The 19,587-nt window shown below is 58.0% G+C and carries 17 protein-coding genes; 3 read left to right on the forward strand and 14 right to left on the reverse strand.

All coding sequences use genetic code 11. The features are described 5' to 3' along the window. Window positions 1-5 precede the first annotated feature (5 nt). The 7 genes from IPK17_RS23985 to IPK17_RS24015 all read right to left on the reverse strand — a co-directional run bounded on the left by IPK17_RS23985 (window position 6) and on the right by IPK17_RS24015 (window position 5,730). Entirely contained in the window at window positions 6-797 is a 792-nt protein-coding gene (locus IPK17_RS23985; RefSeq protein WP_343420225.1) for an ester cyclase, read from the reverse strand. 104 nt (window positions 798-901) lie between these two features. Further along, the gene (locus IPK17_RS23990) at window positions 902-1,315 is read right to left on the reverse strand and encodes a nuclear transport factor 2 family protein (protein ID WP_343420226.1); all 414 of its coding nucleotides are present in this window, start codon (window positions 1,313-1,315) and stop codon (window positions 902-904) included. 29 nt (window positions 1,316-1,344) lie between these two features. Next, on the reverse strand, window positions 1,345-1,767 hold the full coding sequence (locus IPK17_RS23995) for a nuclear transport factor 2 family protein (protein WP_343420227.1): 423 nt from the start codon (window positions 1,765-1,767) through the stop codon (window positions 1,345-1,347). 81 nt (window positions 1,768-1,848) lie between these two features. Continuing rightward, complete coding sequence (locus IPK17_RS24000; protein ID WP_343420228.1) at window positions 1,849-2,307, reverse strand: hypothetical protein; 459 nt, start codon at window positions 2,305-2,307, stop codon at window positions 1,849-1,851. A 27-nt stretch (window positions 2,308-2,334) separates the two neighbouring features. Further along, on the reverse strand, window positions 2,335-4,026 hold the full coding sequence (locus tag IPK17_RS24005) for a thiamine pyrophosphate-binding protein (protein WP_343420229.1): 1,692 nt from the start codon (window positions 4,024-4,026) through the stop codon (window positions 2,335-2,337). Window positions 4,027-4,081: 55 nt separating this feature from the next. After that, on the reverse strand, window positions 4,082-4,906 hold the full coding sequence (locus IPK17_RS24010) for a type 1 glutamine amidotransferase domain-containing protein (protein WP_343420230.1): 825 nt from the start codon (window positions 4,904-4,906) through the stop codon (window positions 4,082-4,084). A gap of 368 nt (window positions 4,907-5,274) precedes the next feature. Further along, window positions 5,275-5,730 (reverse strand): dual specificity protein phosphatase family protein, encoded by a 456-nt coding sequence (locus IPK17_RS24015; RefSeq protein WP_343420231.1) that lies wholly within the window; start codon window positions 5,728-5,730, stop codon window positions 5,275-5,277. Between the two features lie 163 nt (window positions 5,731-5,893). Here IPK17_RS24015 and IPK17_RS24020 point away from each other — a divergent pair, with 163 nt between their 5' ends. Together IPK17_RS24020 and galE are read left to right on the forward strand one after the other, a co-directional pair. Then, complete coding sequence (locus IPK17_RS24020) at window positions 5,894-6,232, forward strand: STAS domain-containing protein (protein ID WP_343420232.1); 339 nt, start codon at window positions 5,894-5,896, stop codon at window positions 6,230-6,232. A gap of 74 nt (window positions 6,233-6,306) precedes the next feature. Next, entirely contained in the window at window positions 6,307-7,293 is a 987-nt protein-coding gene (galE, locus tag IPK17_RS24025) for a UDP-glucose 4-epimerase GalE (RefSeq protein WP_343420233.1), read from the forward strand. Here the strand turns inward: galE and rfbC are convergent. From rfbC to IPK17_RS24040, 3 genes are read right to left on the reverse strand one after another with little or no spacing between them, the layout of a single operon-like run. After that, window positions 7,281-7,853, reverse strand: a complete 573-nt coding sequence (rfbC, locus tag IPK17_RS24030; RefSeq protein WP_343420234.1) for a dTDP-4-dehydrorhamnose 3,5-epimerase — start codon at window positions 7,851-7,853, stop codon at window positions 7,281-7,283. The genes galE and rfbC overlap by 13 nt on opposite strands. 40 nt (window positions 7,854-7,893) lie before the next feature. After that, window positions 7,894-9,687 carry an ABC transporter ATP-binding protein gene (locus IPK17_RS24035; protein WP_343420235.1) on the reverse strand — a complete coding sequence of 598 codons (1,794 nt, stop codon included), beginning with the start codon at window positions 9,685-9,687 and terminating at the stop codon, window positions 7,894-7,896. Further along, a complete protein-coding gene (locus IPK17_RS24040) occupies window positions 9,671-11,524 on the reverse strand; it encodes an ABC transporter ATP-binding protein (RefSeq protein ID WP_343420236.1) in 1,854 nt (617 codons plus the stop codon). The genes IPK17_RS24035 and IPK17_RS24040 overlap by 17 nt, the downstream gene beginning before the upstream one ends. A 155-nt stretch (window positions 11,525-11,679) precedes the next feature. On the opposite strand from IPK17_RS24040, the gene IPK17_RS24045 reads away from it, so the two are divergent. Further along, complete coding sequence (locus tag IPK17_RS24045) at window positions 11,680-12,228, forward strand: RNA 2'-phosphotransferase (protein ID WP_343420237.1); 549 nt, start codon at window positions 11,680-11,682, stop codon at window positions 12,226-12,228. Window positions 12,229-12,231: 3 nt separating this feature from the next. On the opposite strand, the gene IPK17_RS24050 is transcribed toward IPK17_RS24045, so the two are convergent. The 4 genes from IPK17_RS24050 to IPK17_RS24065 all read right to left on the reverse strand — a co-directional run bounded on the left by IPK17_RS24050 (window position 12,232) and on the right by IPK17_RS24065 (window position 19,586). Further along, a complete protein-coding gene (locus IPK17_RS24050; RefSeq protein ID WP_343420238.1) occupies window positions 12,232-13,293 on the reverse strand; it encodes a zinc-dependent alcohol dehydrogenase in 1,062 nt (353 codons plus the stop codon). 15 nt (window positions 13,294-13,308) lie between these two features. Continuing rightward, a complete protein-coding gene (treY, locus tag IPK17_RS24055) occupies window positions 13,309-16,239 on the reverse strand; it encodes a malto-oligosyltrehalose synthase (RefSeq protein WP_343420239.1) in 2,931 nt (976 codons plus the stop codon). Window positions 16,240-16,241: 2 nt separating this feature from the next. After that, window positions 16,242-18,125, reverse strand: a complete 1,884-nt coding sequence (gene treZ, locus IPK17_RS24060; RefSeq protein WP_343420240.1) for a malto-oligosyltrehalose trehalohydrolase — start codon at window positions 18,123-18,125, stop codon at window positions 16,242-16,244. Between the two features lie 114 nt (window positions 18,126-18,239). After that, the gene (locus tag IPK17_RS24065) at window positions 18,240-19,586 is read right to left on the reverse strand and encodes an ATP-grasp domain-containing protein (RefSeq protein WP_343420241.1); all 1,347 of its coding nucleotides are present in this window, start codon (window positions 19,584-19,586) and stop codon (window positions 18,240-18,242) included. Window position 19,587: the final 1 nt, after the last annotated feature.

Raw genomic sequence — 19,587 nt, forward strand, 5'->3', positions numbered from 1 at the left:
CTCAATTACGAACCGGGGCTGGGGATCACACCCATCTGCTGCATCATGCCGAACATGTCAAGTTCGCCCCAACCTTCGGTGATCATGCCGTCGACCACGCGGTCGATGCCGATGGAGGTCACCTTGATCTTCTTGCCCGAGGGCTTAATACCGTAGAATTCGCCGGTGTGTGTACCGGTGAAGGTCATGCGAATGGTCGAAAGCTCACCTTCGGTGATCACTTCGTCCATCGTCATATGTGCGTCCGGGAAGGCCTTGTGCCACTCCCGCACCATGGCCGACACACCATCGGGACCTTGCTTGATCTCCTGACCACCAGCGCCGTGCGCCGTGAAGTTCGGAGAAACACGCTTAAACGCAAAATCGTAATTCTTCTTGTTCCACAGTTCTTCGAACCATTCAAAGAAATACGCTTCGTGGTCAATGCTCGTGCCGACGCGCCACATGGCGTCCGCTTCCGCATCGCTGTGCGGCTTGAAGCCCGCCTTCGCCTCCGGGTGCTGTTCACCCTTCTGCTGCGCTTCCTTCATCAGGTTGATGTTGTAGCGCATGATGTCGTTCGACTTCGCAATGACCTGAGCGTGTTCATCGCCGATCAGATATTCCAGATCCGGCATCGGTACGCCCGCAATCCCCCACTCACCCACGGGGGTTTCTTCAATAATGCAGTAAGTGAATGGGCGAACCACGTCACCCAACACGCTGACGAACGTGTCCGTCATCTTGATGATCAGTTCCCGCTTCTGTTCGGGAGTAGCAACAACATCCTTGATAAACCGAATTGTGATAACTGGCATTTTCCGCTCCCTATGGCAAGATTGCTTTTCGAGCACTCGTAAGAAGGTTTAAGTAAGAATGGGGCTGATGCTGCGTGTGCAGCATCAGCCCTCTTTTAGCCAACCTAAACGCGCGCCGACCAGAAGTGATCGTACTGATCCGTGCCGTCGCCGAAGATCCCGCCTTTACCGGCGAGCACGCGACCGTCTTTCCAGTGCAGCACGTGTGCAACATCAATGTTCAACTTGATGTCGGTGTTGCCCGCGCGCGTGCCCTGGTTATTGGTCACATCGCACGAGAATTCGTCATTGGTCATCACGGTGATCAGCTTCATGTGGAAGCTGCCGCCGGACAGTTCGCCGACGCGCGTCATGAAACCGATGAAAGCGTCGATCCCGTGGTACCAACCGGAGAGCGGGTTGTGGCCGGGAACCTGCCACACCATATCTTCGTGCCAGTACTTGAGCATTTCCTGCCGATTGAGCGTGCCCAGCGCGCCATAGGCCGCCTGCACCATCTCGGGAGTTACTTTTGCCATGAAGTCACCTTCTCTGTTTGGATGACGAACTACTCGGCGAGGCGAGCAGGAATACCCTTGAGCTTGAACACAGTCCACATATAACGGTCAACCGTGTGCTGGTCGCCCGTGTGCACGCGCACTTCGAAAATCTTGCCGTCCTTGATGCCATAGCTGGTGCAAGTCGGGAAGATGAACTCTTCGCTGCCAATCTGGCCGTGACCGGTGTGCTTCTCGACGACCGTTCCGTCGTCCAGTTCACCGAAGTGAATGTTATCCACACGGATGCCCGCCTGGAACAGCGCACCGAAGAACGCGATAACCGAATCAACGCCTTCCATACGGCCAGACAGCGGATGGTGGCCGGGCATGGTCCAGCTCATGTTGGGGTGGAAAACATCGCGCTTGATGCCTTCCATGTCGCCTTTGCCGAATAGATCATACATTTTGAGAACGAGATCAGTGTTCGCCATTTTTCAGTCTCCGTTGCGTAGATTAAAACCTGACAAATTAAACCGTGTTCAACTCAGCCTTCCGGCTGTGAGTCACCTGAGTTAGAGCTTCGCGCTGTCGGGCTCGAAGATCAGGTCGTCCACGCTGTACGACTGTACAGCGGGCTTACCGGTCACGGGCGACGGCACCACGATCCACGACTGTACCGCATCCATCTTGATGCGCTTGCTGAAGCGATCGCCGGGCGTCCACACGCTGGCTTCCCAGTGGACGACGAGGTTGATGTCGGCCTTCGCGCCATCGGCGCTGATTTTGACGTTCAGTTCCTTCATCGTGTGCACTTCGTCGAAGAAGGTGCGAATCACGCGCTGATACCAGCCTTCAAAGCCCTGCAGCGACGTAAACGTGACTTCCGGGAACTTCATATACAGGTTATCCGGCACGAGCAGCGGCAGGATATCGACCATCGGCGCGTGCACATCCAGTTTTTCGTACCAATCGAGTACCATCGCGCGGACTTCCGCTTCGTTCAACTGTGCACTAACGGCAGCTTGCGTCATGACTTCTTCTTCCTTTTCTGATTCGAATTACAAGCCGGGGACTTCGTTGGTGATGACCATGTCGACAAGGAACGGTCCCGGTGTTTCTAACATCTGCTTGACGGCCGCACCCACATTCTCCGGACGATCCACGCACACACTCGGCACACCTATCGAGCGCGCCAGCGTCGCGAAGTCGATAACCGGATCTTTCAGGTCAAAACCGGACGGGAACTCGTGCACTGGATCGCCAACCTGTTCGCGCCAATACTGCAGAATGTTATCCTTCAGCAGGCGATAGCTCTGGTTATTGCAGATGACGAATTTCGCGCCGATCTTGTAATGCGCAGCCGTCCACAGCGCCTGAATGGTGTACATGCTGCCACCATCGCCCGTGAAGCCAATCACCGTCTTGTCCGGACGGGCCAGCTTGAGACCAAGCGCGCCGGGAATACCAACGCCCAGCGACCCGCCGCGTGTCTGGAAGAAGTGATCCGGCAGATGCGGCGGCATATAGCGCGTCACGTATGGCGACGAGGTCAGGGCTTCGTCGAAGATGATCACATCGTCGGGGACATGCTTGGACAGTTCTTCCATGAACGCCGAGGCGCGCATCGGCGTGGCTGTCCGCAGCGACGCGTCTTTGTCGACCGCCGCTTTGTGCGCGGCTTCGTTGGCCGCCTGACTCGCTTCTAACCGTTCCCGCGCCGCCCGCAGGTCGCTCTCGCTCAGAACGCCTTCTAACGCCGTCGCCAGCGCCCCCAGCGTCAGCTTGGGATCGCTCACCAGACCGAGATCTACCGCGAAATTCTTGGCGATTTCGTAGGCGTTCAGGTCGATGTGGACGATTTTGGCATTCGGAGCAAACACTTGGGCAGGGTCGAGATACGGGAACACTTCGGGGAAGACATACGTGCCGACGACGAGCACCGCGTCAGCTTTTTGCGACGCTTTGGCGCTCGCTGCGCCGAACATGTGCCCCGTCATCCCTTTAAACAGCGGATGCGTATAGCTCATGTTGACTTCGGATGAGTCCGCACCCCAGACTTCCGCGCCCAGCAGTTCCGCGACGCGCTGGAGTTCAGCCTGAGCGTGCGAGAAGGCAATCCCGTCGCCCATGATAATGATCGGATGCTGCGCACCGGCCAGCATCGACGCCGCTTTCGCGACCTGTTCGGTCGTCGGCGCCACGCGGGTATCGAGCAGCGGGGTCGGGAAGACCGGCTCATTGTTCGGCGCGTCGAGGATATCCGCGGGCAGACACACGAAAACCGGCCCCATTGGGGGCGTCATCGCGATTTTGACCGCGCGGCGCAGCACACGCAGCACCGAGTTCGGGTCGACCACGCGCGTCGACCACTTGGTCACCGGCTTGGCCATCGAGACCAGATCCGCCGCCATTTGTGCGTCCATCGCGTCGTAACGGATGCCGCTTTCGCCAGCAATCACGACCAGCGGTGCATGGCCGCGCATCGCCTGATACATCATGCCGATACCGTTCCCCAAGCCCACCCCACTGTGCAGCTGCACGAGCGTCGGTTTCTTGGTGACACGTGCATAACCATCGCCCATGGCGACGGCAATCGTTTCCTGCAGCCCCATGATGTACTTAAAATCGGGGTACTGTTCCAGCGAGTCGAGGAAGCCCTGCTCCACTGTCCCCGGGTTGCCGAACATCACATTCATGCCATCAGCAAGAAATTGCTCAATGACCGCAAAGCGCCCAGTTCTAACTGGCATCAGCCACACTCCTCATATGCTACCCGGCTGACCTGAGTCAGCCGGGTAGGCTGTATTACCAACCGTAGCGGCGCAGCCCGTTTTCGAGCACTTCGACCATCAGTTCGCCCACGAGGTGCGAATCTTGCGTGGAACGGCCCGTCAGGAAGGGGAAATCCAGAATGGTGGAGCGGGTGCGGCCAACGCCACCGTGGTATTGACCACCGGGCTGCGTCGCATCGCGCAGGATGAATTCGAGCGGGTACGGCGGCGGCCCCATGTTGAGGTCGGTGCCAAGGAAGCCCGTGCCATCCTTATAATCATATTCCAGTGCATGACCGGTAACATGCTTGCCGGCGATGATGCTCTTGCGATCCGTCCATTCACGGGCGAAGGCGAGGCACGTCACGGCGTAGCATTCCGCGACCACCAGCTTATCCAGCGCGACGAAACCGAGAATCACGTCGTGCAGGCGCTGATTGTTGACCATGTCGATCAGCGGACCACTGCCACCAACCATCAGCAGCGCGTCGTACTGCTTCAGTTCTTCCCACTTGGCATCACGTTCGGTGTAGTACGCTTCGAGCGCGTGACCGAAATTCGCATCATTGAAGTAGGGACGTTCCGGGAACCATGTCGACAGATTGATCGGGTTGTCGAGGCGAGTCGACTGATCAATTGCGCGAGTCTTCTGAGCATAGTACTCGTCCGTCACCACCTTTTTGAGCGGCGGGTCAAAATATCCCGGTTCCATGCTCGGCGGGAGCGCGTGCGCACGCTTGCCTTTTGAGGTCATGAAGACTGTTTCATACCCCTTGGCGTCGAGAGACTCGAGGGGACCAACGAGTTCCTCACCCCAGTAACCCCATTCGGAAAGTACGACGAGAACCTTTTTAGACATCACCTACTCCTGGATGTTGATTTGAGTGTTCCGTTAAGATGTGTTACGTAACGCGTGCTCCACTAGGCATTATATGCAAATCACTCGGCACACGTAATTACAGAGTGGATTTCTTCACAGATTTGATCAATACGACCCTACCGAATCGCAACTGACAGATGTCATAGATTAAACTGCATCTCGACATAGAATACTGCCAGCTAAGGTACGAATCTGGTTGAGAATTTCGCCTGAGCGAAAACTCCGCCTTTTGTCGGATGGCTATTCGGACATTTAAGGGGAAACCGACCAGACCTCACACTATCGCTCATGGTCGGGTGGCGTAAAGCACGAGCGTCGTGTCCCGCAGCGCTGGTTGCGCCGTGCGTCTACTCACCTGTGATGGTGCGAAAGCGCCGCCACACCGTCAGGAATGGGGTGTCTTCACCATAATAGGTGCACAACGATTTCCAGAGCTCTGGGTGCGGCATGGCATACGGGTGAGCGAGATGAATCTGCTCGAAAGCGCTGAGCAGCGTGAGGTTTTCCTCTTCTTTGAGCACCGCCGTCGCAAAAGTACTGGATCGACTGATGCCAGCACCGCACGCAACCAGTAGTTGATGCCCCTGCGCCTTCTGCGCGCGCGCAAACTTGATGCCGCGTTCCAATACGACCGGATGCAGCGGCACGCCGTCCTCGACGATCAGATACAGCGATTCAACGCCGGGCTGCACCACCGGCGCGGCGAGCTGCAGCATCGCCGTGATTCCGTGTTGGCTTAGGACATCAGGCAGCAGCGTCTCCGTATATTTACCAATCCATAACCAATCCCGTACCTGATACATCGCCTCACCTCGCCGGAAACCGCCTCATAGTGTACTGGGCTGCCGCTTAATTACAGCAAATTTCATTCCATCCAAAGTCAAACCAATACTTTTCGTTCGTTTTTTGGCTTGCTGCGCTATGATTATGAATCATACCGCAATTCTTCTGCACGGAGTTGATCCAATGAACATTCTGATCACTGAGCGCGTAACCCGAATCTCGATCGTTACCATTGATGGCCGCATTGACGCCTTTGGAGTGCCGGAACTGCGCGACCGGTTGTATAAGCAGCTTGAAGATGGCGTCAGCAACTTCGTGCTCGATTTACGCCGTGTCACATTCCTTGACAGCGCGGGCATGGCTGCCCTCGTCAACCTGCTCAAGCGCGCGCGTCAGGGCGGTGGCGATGTCAAGCTCGTCTCCCCGACGGAGGAAAACGCCAAGCGCATCCTTATCATGACCAAGTTCGATCAGGTCTTTCAGATGACCGACACGGTCGACGAGGCGCTCAAACGGTTCTAATGTTCACTTGTGCCCGGTGAACTAGATGGCTATGCTTAGAACGTTTTGTTTCAGCGCAGATAAAGGGTAACTCAATGAAAGTTTTGGTCACGGGCGGCGCGGGCTATATCGGTAGTCACATGGTGGACATGCTCATTCGCGGGGGCTACGAGGTTGTCATTTACGACAGTCTGGTCACCGGGCATCGCAGTGCTATCCACCCGCAAGCGACGTTTGTGGAAGGCGACCTGCTGGATCAGCCGAAAGTGCAGCAGCTCTTCAAGGACCACCAGTTCGACGGCATTTTCCACTTCGCCTCGTACATCGTCGTGCCGGAAAGCATGGTCAAGCCGTTTAAATACCTGCGCGATAATTATCTCGCCGCGGCGAACTTGCTCGAAGCAGCGGCGGAACACGGTGTGAAGCGCTTCATCCTGTCGTCGACAGCAGCGCTGTTCGACAAGCCGGAGACCATGCCAATCAAAGAGACCGAGCGCGTCCAGCCGGGCAGCCCCTATGGCGAAAGCAAAGCCATGATCGAGCGACTGCTCTACTGGATGGATCAAATCTACGGCTTGAAATACTGCTGCCTGCGCTATTTCAACGCAGCCGGTGCCCATCCGGATGGGCACATCGGCGAAGATCATCAGCCGGAAAGCCATCTGATTCCGATTGTGCTGCAAGTTGCGCTCGGTCAGCGCGAATTCGTGACGATTTTCGGCGATGACTACCCGACCGACGACGGCACCGCCGTCCGCGATTACGTTCACATCTATGATTTGGCAACCGCGCATATCCTCGCCTTCGAGGCGCTCGCGGATGGACGCAGTCGTTACTTTAATCTTGGCAATGGTCGCGGCTATTCAGTCCAAGAAGTGGTGGAGACCGCCCGCGCCATTACGGGCCACGCGATCCCGGTGAAGATGGGGCCACGCCGCGCCGGTGATCTCGCCGTGCTTGTGGCGGACAGCACGACGATTCAGCAAGAACTGGGCTGGGAACCGCGCTTTCCGGAGCTGAAGCAGATCATCGAAACGGCGTGGCAGTGGCACGTCAAGCACCCGAATGGTTACGGCGAATAGCTAAAGTTATCCGACTCGGGACGCGCGAGCCACGCTTTGAGCGTCTGCGCTTGGGTGTCCCGGTCGGACAGAATAGGCTCGGCCACGCCCCAATCGATGCCAATGTCGGGATCATTCCAGAGTACGCCAGACTCATTGGCGCCGTAGTACGTCCCGGTACACAGATACTCGATCTCCGCAAAATCCGACCGCACCGCAAAGCCGCGCGCAAACGATGCCGGAGCCCACATCGCCAAACGATTCTCCGCTGACGCTTCCACCGACGCCCAGCGCCCCAATGTCGGCGATCCCTTACGCAAATCCACGGCGACCATCATCGCCGCGCCGCGAATCACCCGCATAAACTTCCCCATCGGCGGTTCCCACTGGAAGTGTAAGCCGCGCACCACGTTCTTGACCGAACCGGAGTGATTCACCTGCACAAAGCTGGTTGGCAGCCCCACTTTGGCGAATTCGTCTTGCCGGTACGCCTCCAGAAAAAACCCTCGATGGTCTTCAAATGCATCCGGGCGGACGACTTTCACCGCGCCGAAATATTCTGCTTCAACAATGACTCGCATGTCGAACTTGTCTCCCTTGTGCGCGCCAATGATACCGCGTTTATGCCGATTCCAGTTCAAGAAATTGGCGGCGGTACAACTGCGCGTACAAACCATCCAGCGCCAGCAGTTCGGCATGCGTGCCATCTTCGATGAGTTGGCCGTTCTTCATGACGAGGATGCGGTCGACTTCACGGATCGTGCTCAGGCGGTGCGCGATGACCACGCTGGTGCGGCCTTGCAGCACACGCTCCAGCCCTTCCTGAATCATCGCCTCGGTTTCCGTATCGATGCTGCTGGTCGCTTCGTCGAGTACGAGGATGCTGTTCGGGTTGTGAATCAGCGCGCGCGCCAGTGCCAGCAGCTGCTTCTGCCCCTGCGACAGATTGGCGCCACCGGGCAGCAGTTCGAAGTCATAGCCGCCGGGCAGGCGTTCGATGAATCTGTGCGCGCAGGCCATCTTCGCCGCGGCGATCATCGTCTCATCGCTGACCGTTGGGTCAAACAGGCGCAGGTTATCCGCGACCGTCCCATCAAAACAGTACGGATTCTGCGGCACAACCGTCACGTACTGTCGCAGGTCATGTAAGCCAATTTCGCGTACATCTACCCCATCGATCAGTACTCTGCCCTCGTTCACGTCGTAGAAACGCGCCAACAGCCCGGCCAGCGACGTCTTGCCCGCGCCCGTCGCGCCGACGACCGCGACGCGTTGTCCGGCAGGCACATGCAATTCGAGGTCACGCAGCACGAGGTGACCGCGCTCGTACCCGAAATTGACGTGGTCAAAGGTGACGCTGTGGCGCTGCCGTTCGTCCAGCTTGAGGGGCTGCGCCGTCTCAGTGATCTCCGGCGCGACGTGCAGCATCTTGGCGATGCGTTCGCCCGCCGAAAACGCCGTCTGGATCTGGGCAATCTGCTCGGAAAGCTGGTTGATCGGCTCAAACGTGCGGCGTGTGTACTCCAAGAACGCGATCAGCGTCCCGAGTGTCGCCCAACCCGCCAACACTCCCTGACCACCGCCGTACAGCACAATCGCTAGGCCAACACTGGTCAAAATCTGCAACCATGATGCATAACCCGTGTAGTAATCGCGAAAGCGGCTGTGAATATCGACATACTCCTGATTCAGGCGGCGAAACCCTTCGCGGCTGATCGCCTGCTGCCCGAACAACTGCACGATGAGCATACCGTTGAACTGCTCGTTGATGTAGGCGAGGTATTCGCCGACCAACCGATGAAAACGCGTCGACTGCGCGCGGATACGCTTGCGGTAGTAGACCGTCACCGACGTCATTATCGGCAGCAGCAGCAAACTGAGCAGCGCCAAGCGCCAGTTGAGCGCCAGCATCACCACGACGATGCCAATCAACTGCACGATATTGCTCGCCAGCACGACGATGCTCGTTGAAAGCAGTTCGGTCAGCGCGTCGATGTCATTAGAGAGGCGCGACACCAACTGTCCGACAGGAGTCGTGTTGAAAAAGCGCATATCCTGCCGCATGATGTGCTCAAACAACTCTTGCCGTAGGTTCACAAGCGCATTCTGCCCGATGGTTTGCAGCAGGTACGTGTGCGCGAAGCGCAGGATGAAGATGACGAAGATCAGCGCAAAGTAAGTGACACCATACGGGATGAGTCCCGATAAGTCACCGCTGCGGATCGGGCCATCGACCGCGCGCTGAATCAGCAGCGGCATGAGCAGCGACAGCCCCGCCACCGCGATCAACATGCCGAACACGAGTAGAATCTGGAACCAGTAGGGACGCAGGAAGCGCCCGATCATGCTGGTCAGATAACGGTCGCTGATCTTGACATTAATCGTATCGGCGGCTGATTCAAGCCTTGCGGACATGGGCGCTGACCTCCTCTATCTCGTCGGTCTGAGTGTCGTCCTTCAACTCGCGCTCGACCATCCGGGCATACGCGCCGTTCTTGGCAATCAAAGCATGATGCGTGCCCTGTTCGACGATGCGCCCATCCGCCATGACAACAATGTGATCGGCATCCTTCACGGTCGCGATACGGTGCGCAATGATCAGGCTCGTACGCGACGCCACCACATGTCGCAGCTCGGCGAGGATATCGGCAGCCGTGCGCGTATCCACGCTGGAGAGAGCGTCATCCAGCACGAGGATCGCCGGGTCGCGCACAATGGCGCGTGCAATCGCCACACGCTGCTTCTGCCCACCGGAGAGCATCACGCCCTTTTCGCCGACCAGTGTTTGCATCCCTTGCGGCAGCTGTGGGAGGTCGTTGCTGAGGCGCGACATTGTCACGGCCTTCTGCAATTGTTCCTCACCCACCCCCGGTCGATTCATGTGCACGTTTTCGGCCAACGTGGTGCTGAACAAGAAGGTTGACTGCGGCACATAGGCGATGTGTTGGCGCAGTTCGTCGAGCTTTAAGGCGCGCACATCCACGCCATCGACCAGCACGCGTCCGGAGGTCGGATCGAGCACCCGTGCCAGCAGGTTGACCAGCAGCGTCTTGCCGCTCCCGGTCGCGCCGACCAGCGCTGTCACCTGCCCCGCCGGGATGTGCAGCGACACGTCGTCGAGGACACGCGTTCCATCTAACTGAACCGTGACGTGATCGAACACAATCTCACCGCGCGCCTCTGGAAGCGACTTCGCGTCGGGTGTGCTGGAGATGGTCGCAGGCTGGAGCAGTGGGGTAATGCGCACGAGCGCGCCGCGCGTCTGCTGGTAGCGCTGGTAAATCGTGCCGAGTTGGAGCAGCACGTTGCTGATCATGCCCAGATACAGTAGAAACTGTGTGAAGTTGCCGAGCGAGAGTTGGCCGTTCAGGGCGAGGACACCACCGAACAACACGACCACCCCCGCCGCCAATTGACTGATCATGTTGGGCAGCATGCCAACCGGCTCGTTGCGGCGCTTGAAAAAGAGCCAGCGGCGGCGGTACTCGGCGTTTTCCTCAGCGTAGCGGCGGTTAACTCCGCTCTCGCGCCCAAACGTCTTGATCGTCTGGATGCCACTGAAGGCGTCCTGCACCAACGCCGATAAATCGCCCGCTTGATCCTGCACCTTCTCGTACACTGGCGCGAGGCTCTTGCCCGCGTACATCTGGAAGGCAGTCGAAATCGTCAACACGACGAACACGATGACCGTCAGCGGCAAATTCACCGTCGCCAGCAGCACAAACGTCGCGATCAGGGTGAAAAAAGCGCTCCCAAACCTGGTGAAACCCATGACGAGCAGGCGCCATGCGGTATCAAGGTCGCTGTACATACGTGAGATGAGATCGCCCGGCGCATGGCGATGGTAGAAACCCTGTTCCAGCGTGAGCAGGTTGTCGAAAATGTCACGCCGGATATCGAACAACACCGAATAGGCGATGGTCCCGCTGTAGTTGCGCTGAAAAATGAACGCGATCACCGTGATAATCGCGAACCCGATCAGCATAGCGATATCGCGCACGATCATCCCCGGCGCGGTCTGCACGCGGATGAAATCGTAGAGCGTATTGAGCGGGACGGGTTGGGCTGCCGGGGTGAAACCATAGCGGACGTGGTCGATGATGAGACCAATGACATATGGTTCCAATGCGGCGGTCAAACCACCGATGAAGCCCGTGATGATCGATCCGTAGGCGGCCGCGCGGTACTTCATCACATAGCGCCACAGCCAGCGCATATTGGCGCGGGGTGCGGGCTTGACGACAGTATCCAAGTGACGAAATCCCTTCTGAAAACACGTGAACATTAATGTTAGCAGATGCTGTATTGCCAAGGCAGTCCAATAGTCATAACCAACTTGTGGAGCCTATGAAAATGGTTTCCTTCTATAATGGGCATAGATAACACTTTTGTGAAAGGTTCTGACCCGTGCCTGACCTTACCAAACTGTCAAAGTTTCTTTCACTGCTTTTGCGTCATCAGGCAGACCAATTTGGTTTGGAACTGGATGCGCAGGGCTTCGTCGCCGTTGATGCGGTGTGGAAACAGGTGACGAAGCGCTATCCGGGGAGGTTTCAATACAGCGACTTGCTGCAGGTGGTAGACGGTGATGCCACGGGGAAAAAGCGTTTTGAGCTGGCAGATGGGCGCATCCGGGCGCTGTACGGGCACAGCGCCGTGCGTGCCATCACCTATGAGCCAGTTGAACCACCGCCCCTACTCTATCATGGCACATCGGCTCACGCGCTGACGGCTATTCGCGCTGATGGACTGCAGCGACAAGCTCGTCAGTATGTCCATTTGACGACGCGGTTTGACCGGGCAACGCAGGTCGGCTCACGGCACGGCGGCCAAACGATTATCCTGACGGTCCGTGCCGCTGACGCTCATCAATCCGGGGTGCAGTTCTACCATCCTGAAACGGATCATTATCTGGCTGAGGATATCCCTGCCGCCTTCATCGACTTTCCGGAGTAACGCTTACTTGCCGTCCGGCGTGATCATAACCTTCACAATGCCTTCGGGATAATCGACGTTCAGCGCGAACGCCTTGTCGGCTTGGGAGAGCGGGAAGCGATGCGAAACCAACCCATCAATGTCAACGTTCTGCTGGGTAGCAAGTTGAATCACGCGCGGGTAGACGTGCTTCATGCGCCGGGACATCATGATCGTCAGGCCTTTACGCCGCGCCGTCGAATGCTTCATCACCACTTGATCTTCCGACGGAATGCCGACTAGCACCAAGCGACCGCCTAAGCGGGCTATTTCCGCCGCCTGCGCGATGCTGTGATCGGCCCACGCCGCCTCGAATACAATGTCGACACCGCGCCCGTGCGTCACTTCACTGATCGTGCGGACGGGGTCATGCTCGTCGATCGTCCACGCCTCAGTCACACCGGCCCACGTTTTCGCCTTCTCCGCGCGCCACGCGAACTTGTCAAATGCGTAGACCGGGTGCGCGCCGCTCATCGCAATAAGTTTGGCGATCAGCAGACCAATCGGCCCACATCCGAGGATCGCCACACTGTTCGTGACTTTCACTTTGCCGAGATCGACAGCATGCAGCGCCACGCCCAGGGGTTCGAGCATGGCCGCGCCCACAGCGCTGATGGCATCGGGCACGGGGTAGCACTCACGCGCCCCGACGATCATGTACTCGCAGAGTGAACCATCATCCGGGAATAAGCCGCAAAAGTGCAGACGTCGGCACAAGTTCGGATGCCCATGCTCGCACATCTCACAGCGCCAGCAGGGCGTCGCGGGGTCGACGGCCACGCGTTGACCGACGCGCAGTGGGTCGCCGTTACCGTCGAACGCATTGGCCCCCACCTGTTCTATCACCCCGCCAAATTCATGCCCAAGGGTCAGCGGCTGCTGCACCGCTGTATCGCCAATCCGCCCGTCCAGATACGTGTGCAAGTCCGACCCGCACACGCCCACCGCGGTCACGCGGATGAGCACATGTTCGGGTTCGGGGTCTTCCGGCATAGGGACTTGATCGATTCGCATATCGCGGGGAGCGTATAACCGTGCGGCCAGCATACGGCACCTTCCATGTCAGCTCGGCTCAAATAAACCGATTGGAAAATACCGCAAGGCTTGCGAAAGCACAACCTGTCCGCCGTCGATCATCTCGCCCGTAAATACGTTCCGGTATGAACCACCTTCGACCGTGATGCGTGTATCGCCCCACACGTCGCCAGTCGGAGGGCGCTCCTGTCCATCCGTCAAAGCGACGAGCAGACGCGGCACGATGACGAGGATGCCCCTCCCCTGATAAATGCGGCGGAAGGCGATCACATGGTCCGCTTTTGCACCCGCCGCGGCAACTGGCTCGTAATCGGATTCGCCGAAATAACCGGGGTGTTCGCGGCGAAAGTTGAGTACTGCCTGCACAATGAACAGCTTGATCCGCACGTCATGCACCAAGTCCGCGCTCGGCACCCCAAGCTGTTTGACCTCATTGAGTATCGTTCGGTACCGGTCATAGTCGACGGGGCGGCGATTGTCGGGATCTACCAGGCTGAAGTCCCAGCTTTCCGTTCCTCGATAGGTATCCGGCACACCGGGGCACGTCAGCTTGAGCAGTTCTTGACTCAACGTGTTGAACCACCCGAAATAGGCGACGCGCCGCTGAAACGGTAAGAACATCTGCACAAATGGACTCGCCTCGCCGTCACGCAGTACAGCGACCACAAAGTCGCGGAGCGCGGCGTCGTAAGCCTCGTCGGCGTTCGTCCAACTGGTGTGAACTTTCGCCTCTTTGGTCGCCTTGGCCATGTACGCACACATCCGCTCACAAAAGGTTTGCCAGTCGTCAGCGCTGGTCAGCGCCTGCGGCCACGCGCCGATCAGCGACTGATACAGCAAATACTCGTCATTCGCATCCGGCAGCCCATCGATCTTGTCATCAGCATTGAGCGCGCGCCACTCCGCCAGCATGCGCTCCCACTCGCGCGGGATTTCCGAAAGCACGTTCAGCCGCGCGCGAACGTCCGCGCTCCGCTTGGTGTCGTGCGTCGACGTTGACAGCATGGCGTAGCGCCACAGCTTGCAGCGCTTGATGTTCTGGGCATGGAATTCCTCCAACGACAAACCATAGTTCGCCGGACTGCCGCCCACTTCATTGAGCGACACGAGACGGTTGTAAACATAAAACAGCGTGTCTTCGATGCTCTTGGCCATGACCGGGCTGGTGATCTGTTGGAAACGCATGACAAAGCGCACCAGCTCGTCGTCATACTCCTCGCTGTTGCGCAGCAGCAGCGTGTCGCGGATGAAATCAAAAACACTGGCGAACACCCCGGGATTACGTCGTTTGGCGTCACGCACTGCCTCATCCAAAAAGTGGCGATCGCGCTCGGCGACATCGTCATCTGTGTTGATATACGTGCGATAGATCGAGAGCGACGCCATGATTTCACGCAGCGCATGGCGCAAGCCGTTGAGCGTGAAGTCGCGCGTATGCCGATTCTGCTCGCTCAACCGTTCCAATTGGTGTGCGAGCGAGTTCACCTCGCTCGACAGCGCCTCTTGCATGATCTTGCGTTTGCTGTCACCTTCCATATCGGCAAAGGGTCGCGTGCTTCCGGCAAAACCTCCGTAGATTTCAGTCATCGCGGCTCCCGCGCGGCTGTCCACGAACACCCCATTGACGAGGTTCATGAAGTCGTAGCCGGTCGTACCGTAAACCGCCCAATTGCGCGGCAGCGGCTCTTTCTCCGACAGGATCTTCTCGACGACCACATACAGCGGGTAGTCGCGGACCTCGGACTGGTCCGCTTGGTACGCAGCAAACCAGGCGCTCACCGCCGTTTCCACATCCGCGCGATCCAGTGCGGAGTCTTGGCGGAGCACCATCTCAGTGATATAGCGCTCTTGCAGCCGTCGGAAGTATTCCGGCGGATTCCACAGCCCGTCGGGGTGATCGATGCGCAGACCGGAAACCTGCCCCTTGGCGATCAGCTCGAAGATCAGCGCGTGCGTATCATCGAAGACTTCTGGCAGCTCCACCCGAATGGCTGCCATCGTGTTGATGTCGAAGAAGCGGCGGTAATTGATCTCTTCGGCGGCCACCCGCCAGTAAGCCATGCGGTACGGCTGTGCGCTGACCAGATCGTCCAGTTGGTCGAAACTATGCGGATTGCCGACCACCCCATTCAGGCGACTGATCGTGTCGGAGAAAGCGGTTTGGACCTCGGGTGTCGTACTGTAGAGCGCGGCGATTCGGCGCTTAATCACCTCTTTTTCGCGCATGCGCTCAGTGATTTTCGCCGCATCAACTTCGGATCGCCCGGGCAGGTAATTGATCGCCGTCAGAATACTTTGCAGCTCGATGACAGGTTCGGCGGTGGCGCCCAACTGCGCGGTCAGCGCGGCGGCAGGCGGTTCGAGAATCAGGCTGTACGTTCCCGGCGCAACTGGCAATTCGTGGGAACCGTAGCGCAGACAGAATGCCCCTGCCTGATACGCCAGTTGAATCTGTCCCGCTTCCAGCACCTGACCATACTGATCGCCGAGAATCGGGATCAGTACCTTGCCCGCCAACTCTGGTTTGACGGGCGTCCAATCGATGTCAAAGTAGTTGGCATAGGCGGAGCTTCGCCCGTTTTCGAGCACATCATTCCACCATGCGTTGCAGTTCTCGGCGATGCCCATATGATTCGGCACTACATCCACGATTAACCACATATCACGCGCCTGCAGTGCCGCGCTGAAGCGGTCGAAATCCGCGCGCGTGCCTAGTTCCGGGTTCAACTGGCTGTGATCGCAGATGTCATAGCCGTGGCTACTGCCGGGAAACGCCTTGAGAATCGGAGAGGCATACACATCGCTGATTCCGAGGTCGTGCAGATATGGGATCAGTGCTTCCGCGTCCTTGAAGGTAAATTGTGCATTGAACTGCACGCGATAGGTTGCCCGAGGAATGTGCCGCTTGGCAATCAATTCCTGGGCCGTCTGCTCGACGAGACGCTGAAGTTCAGCCATGTTTATCGCTCCTCAGCGCGCGCGTAGACGACGAAACTGAACCCGGGCAGCGTGATTTCAACCTCACCTGTCGACTCGAGCAAGTCCTCAGCCGCGGGTTGGCTTAAGTCAGACGTTTCCGCCCAGCGCGCGTCCGCCGAAGCGATCAGCGTGCGCCACCGCCCTTCAGGCAGCGGCATGCGCGCGGCACACGGATCAGCGCCGAGATTCAGCAGCGCGGCGACCTCACTGTTCGCATCGGCTGACCAGCGGCGCAAGTAGATCAGCAACTTGTGCTCAAAATCGATGACTTCGGTGCGATCTTTGTCGGGGACGCGCAGCGCCGGCAGCGAACGGCGCAGCCCGATCATATGCTTGTGGAACTCGAACATCACACGGTGCTTGCCCGTGTGCTTGAGATCGAGGTTGAGCTTGGATTCCAAGAATACCTTCTCAGAAGTGGGGTCGGGGATTTCGACATCGGTTCGAATCAGATGCGCGAATGCCGCCTTCCGTCCCTCGCGCACCGCCTGTTTGAGATCATCGTCGTCAAAGTCGACGAAGAACTCGAAGGGGGCCGTTTCCGCGTACTCATCGCCCATCCACAGCATCGGGATATACGGCGCGAGCAGCACCGCGCCGAGCATCAGCTTGTACTGCTCAAAACTCAGTGACTTGATGAGCCGATCTGCGGGCATGTGATTGCCGATCTGATCGTGATCGTCGAAGAAGATGATGAACCGGTTGCCCGGCACATGCGCCGATGAACTGCCATGTTTGCGCTTGCGCGATGGGACGTAGTTCCCCGTGTTGACAAAACCTTCGCGGTACGCCTTCACCATCTGCGGCAGCGTGCCAAAGTCTTCGTGATAGCTCGACTCTGCCCCGACCACATTGCCGAACAGGGCGTGATGGAAATCATCGTTCCACTGGACATCCATGCCGAAGCCGCCCTGTTCCAGCGGCATGACCAGATCGGCGAGGTTCTGGTCGCTTTCGGCAATCAGATAGATCTGGCGACCGCTGCTCTGGCAGTAGTGCCCGACCTGCTCGATCAGGTCTTCGATAAACGTAACGGCGGAGAAATCATACATAAAATGCGTCGCATCGAGCCGCAGCGCATCGAGGTGAAACTCGTGAATCCAGTAGAGCGCGTTCTCGCTGAAGTAGGCGCGCACCTCGTCGCTGTACATGTCGTCGAAGTTCATGCCCGCGCCCCACGGCGTGCGATACTTGTCAGTCATATACGGACCGAAGTTGTGCATCGTGTTGCCCACCGGTCCGAAGTGGTTGTACACCACGTCGAGAATCACGGCGAGACCGCGCTGATGGCACGCATCGATCAGACTTTTGAAGTCGTGTGGCGTCCCATAGGTGTTGTGCGGCGCGAACAGCAGCACACCATCGTAGCTCCAACCACGCGTCCCTGCGAACTGATTGACAGGCATGAGCTCTACCGCGGTCACGCCTAACTCGACGAGGTGATCGAGGTGCGGGATTGCGCCGAGGTAGGTTCCTTCGGGCGAAAATGTCCCAATGTGCAGCTCATAGATGATATAGTCGTCAATGGGCAAACCACTCCACTCTGACCAATTGAAATCGCGCTCAACTACCGCTGACGGACCATGCACGCCGTCAGGCATGGCCCGCGCTGCCGGATCGGGGTACTCGCCCTCCCCATTCAGCCGGTACAGGTATTGCTGTCCCGCTGTAATGCCGTTCACCACCGCGTGAAAGTACCCTTTGTCGCCGTGCGCCATCGACACGTAGCGATCTGGCTCGCCGATCAGGTGCAGGTCAACCGACCGCGCTTCAGGCGCCCAAACCGTGAATTCGCACCGCTGCTGCTCATCGCCTTCCAGGAGCACCGCGCCGAGTCTCGGCTTCCATCCAGTCTGTAAGGGCATGTAGCTTCCTTCTATGTATCAGACCACCGCAGTCAATATAGCATAATTACAATACAAATAAATGGTGAGTTAGAGCTAAAATGGGGCGATCATGATCGCCCCGGTCTGCGGTGTCTATTTCTTGTAGAGGAGGAAGGTCGGCACGACCGAGCCACCGCCCGCCGTCACATTGAGCAGTGAGAGTGAGGACAGCCGCGTCAGGCAGCCATACACCGTGCGCCCATTGAAGGCATATGGGTTCGCGTCGACGTAGCGCGGGCTGATATCCAGCTTGCCGTTTACCAGCGCGGGGAAGTCACGGACAATCGTGTTCACCCGTTCCTGCACTACGAACGGAGCGGACAGGGCATGCTTGAGTTCCTGCTCCCAGACCTCGGATGGCGTCTCCCAACCGAGCACCACCCCTTTGCCGCCGTATTCGTCATTCGGCTTGAGCACAAAGCGCTCGCGGTTCTGCACCAGGAACGGCAGCAGGTCAACCTGTTCGCCCTGATACATCGTCTTGCGTTCGCGCACCAGCCGTGTCCACGGAATGTGTTCGTGAATCGCGCGCAGTTGTTCCGAGTTGAACAGATGCGCGTTCTGCTCATCGCTCACAAATGCGAAGCTCGCCTTCTTCGCCATCAGTTTGGCGCTCGGGGAATTGGTGATCATCACAGCGCGGTCGCGCACCGCGTTGAGAATGGGATTGTTCATCCCCATCCGTTCGACCAATTCGCTGTAGAGCACACGCTTGTACACGAGGTCAATCCGGAAGTCGTACGCCCACAGTTTGCCGCTGCGATACTCCAGCTCACGGGGATCAATCAGAATCGCTTTGATGCCAACCTTTTCAAAATGGGCGCGGATGATCTCATGCTCACTGAGCGTCGGCACCTCGTGCCAGTCGACAATGCCACTTTGTGGCGTACCCACCCCACCCCATTCATGGTAGGCCATTACCAGCGCCGACGTGAGATCGCCGACCAGCGTCATGTTCTCGACGTGGTACATCTCCTGAAAACGCTTCATCGGATCTAGTTCGAGGAAGACATCGGCCAGAATGTCGTTGTAGCCCATGCCCGCCGGGGTTTCCGCATTGTATTCGACGTAATGGAGTTCGCCGCGGTCGGCGTGGAAAAACGAATCGAGGCGCGTGGTTGTCCACGGCACGGCACCGCCAAAGTCAAGGCTGAAGAGCGTTTCTTCGTAGTCTTCGAGCGCGAGCTGCGCGCGCATATCGGCGCTGTGCAGGCACGCCTCATGCGCCCGGCGAAAAGCGCTCAGGAGAATCTGGGTTTCATACTTGAGATAGCGCCATTGATCAGCGAAGTAGAAATACGGGCGCAGCACTGTGCAGATCGGACGCTCGCCGAAATACAGGTTACGTTGGCGGAACTTCCAGCGCATGATTCCGTCCGCCTCAGCAGCGATCTGATCGTTCAGCAGCCCATGATAGTAGCTTACCGCGTCGCCGAGCATG

The sequence above is a fragment of the Candidatus Flexifilum breve genome (genome assembly GCF_016713355.1).

What these genes read in the sequence shown, in the direction of transcription:
- IPK17_RS23985 (WP_343420225.1), bottom strand. Translation starts at nt 797, where the DNA reads ATGCCAGTTATCACAATTCGGTTTATCAAGGATGTTGTTGCTACTCCC.
- IPK17_RS23990 (WP_343420226.1), bottom strand. Translation starts at nt 1,315, where the DNA reads ATGGCAAAAGTAACTCCCGAGATGGTGCAGGCGGCCTATGGCGCGCTG.
- IPK17_RS23995 (WP_343420227.1), bottom strand. Translation starts at nt 1,767, where the DNA reads ATGGCGAACACTGATCTCGTTCTCAAAATGTATGATCTATTCGGCAAA.
- IPK17_RS24000 (WP_343420228.1), bottom strand. Translation starts at nt 2,307, where the DNA reads ATGACGCAAGCTGCCGTTAGTGCACAGTTGAACGAAGCGGAAGTCCGC.
- IPK17_RS24005 (WP_343420229.1), bottom strand. Translation starts at nt 4,026, where the DNA reads ATGCCAGTTAGAACTGGGCGCTTTGCGGTCATTGAGCAATTTCTTGCT.
- IPK17_RS24010 (WP_343420230.1), bottom strand. Translation starts at nt 4,906, where the DNA reads ATGTCTAAAAAGGTTCTCGTCGTACTTTCCGAATGGGGTTACTGGGGT.
- IPK17_RS24015 (WP_343420231.1), bottom strand. Translation starts at nt 5,730, where the DNA reads ATGTATCAGGTACGGGATTGGTTATGGATTGGTAAATATACGGAGACG.
- IPK17_RS24020 (WP_343420232.1), top strand. Translation starts at nt 5,894, where the DNA reads ATGAACATTCTGATCACTGAGCGCGTAACCCGAATCTCGATCGTTACC.
- galE (WP_343420233.1), top strand. Translation starts at nt 6,307, where the DNA reads ATGAAAGTTTTGGTCACGGGCGGCGCGGGCTATATCGGTAGTCACATG.
- rfbC (WP_343420234.1), bottom strand. Translation starts at nt 7,853, where the DNA reads ATGCGAGTCATTGTTGAAGCAGAATATTTCGGCGCGGTGAAAGTCGTC.
- IPK17_RS24035 (WP_343420235.1), bottom strand. Translation starts at nt 9,687, where the DNA reads ATGTCCGCAAGGCTTGAATCAGCCGCCGATACGATTAATGTCAAGATC.
- IPK17_RS24050 (WP_343420238.1), bottom strand. Translation starts at nt 13,293, where the DNA reads ATGCTGGCCGCACGGTTATACGCTCCCCGCGATATGCGAATCGATCAA.
- treY (WP_343420239.1), bottom strand. Translation starts at nt 16,239, where the DNA reads ATGGCTGAACTTCAGCGTCTCGTCGAGCAGACGGCCCAGGAATTGATT.
- treZ (WP_343420240.1), bottom strand. Translation starts at nt 18,125, where the DNA reads ATGCCCTTACAGACTGGATGGAAGCCGAGACTCGGCGCGGTGCTCCTG.
- IPK17_RS24065 (WP_343420241.1), bottom strand. Translation starts at nt 19,586, where the DNA reads ATGCTCGGCGACGCGGTAAGCTACTATCATGGGCTGCTGAACGATCAG.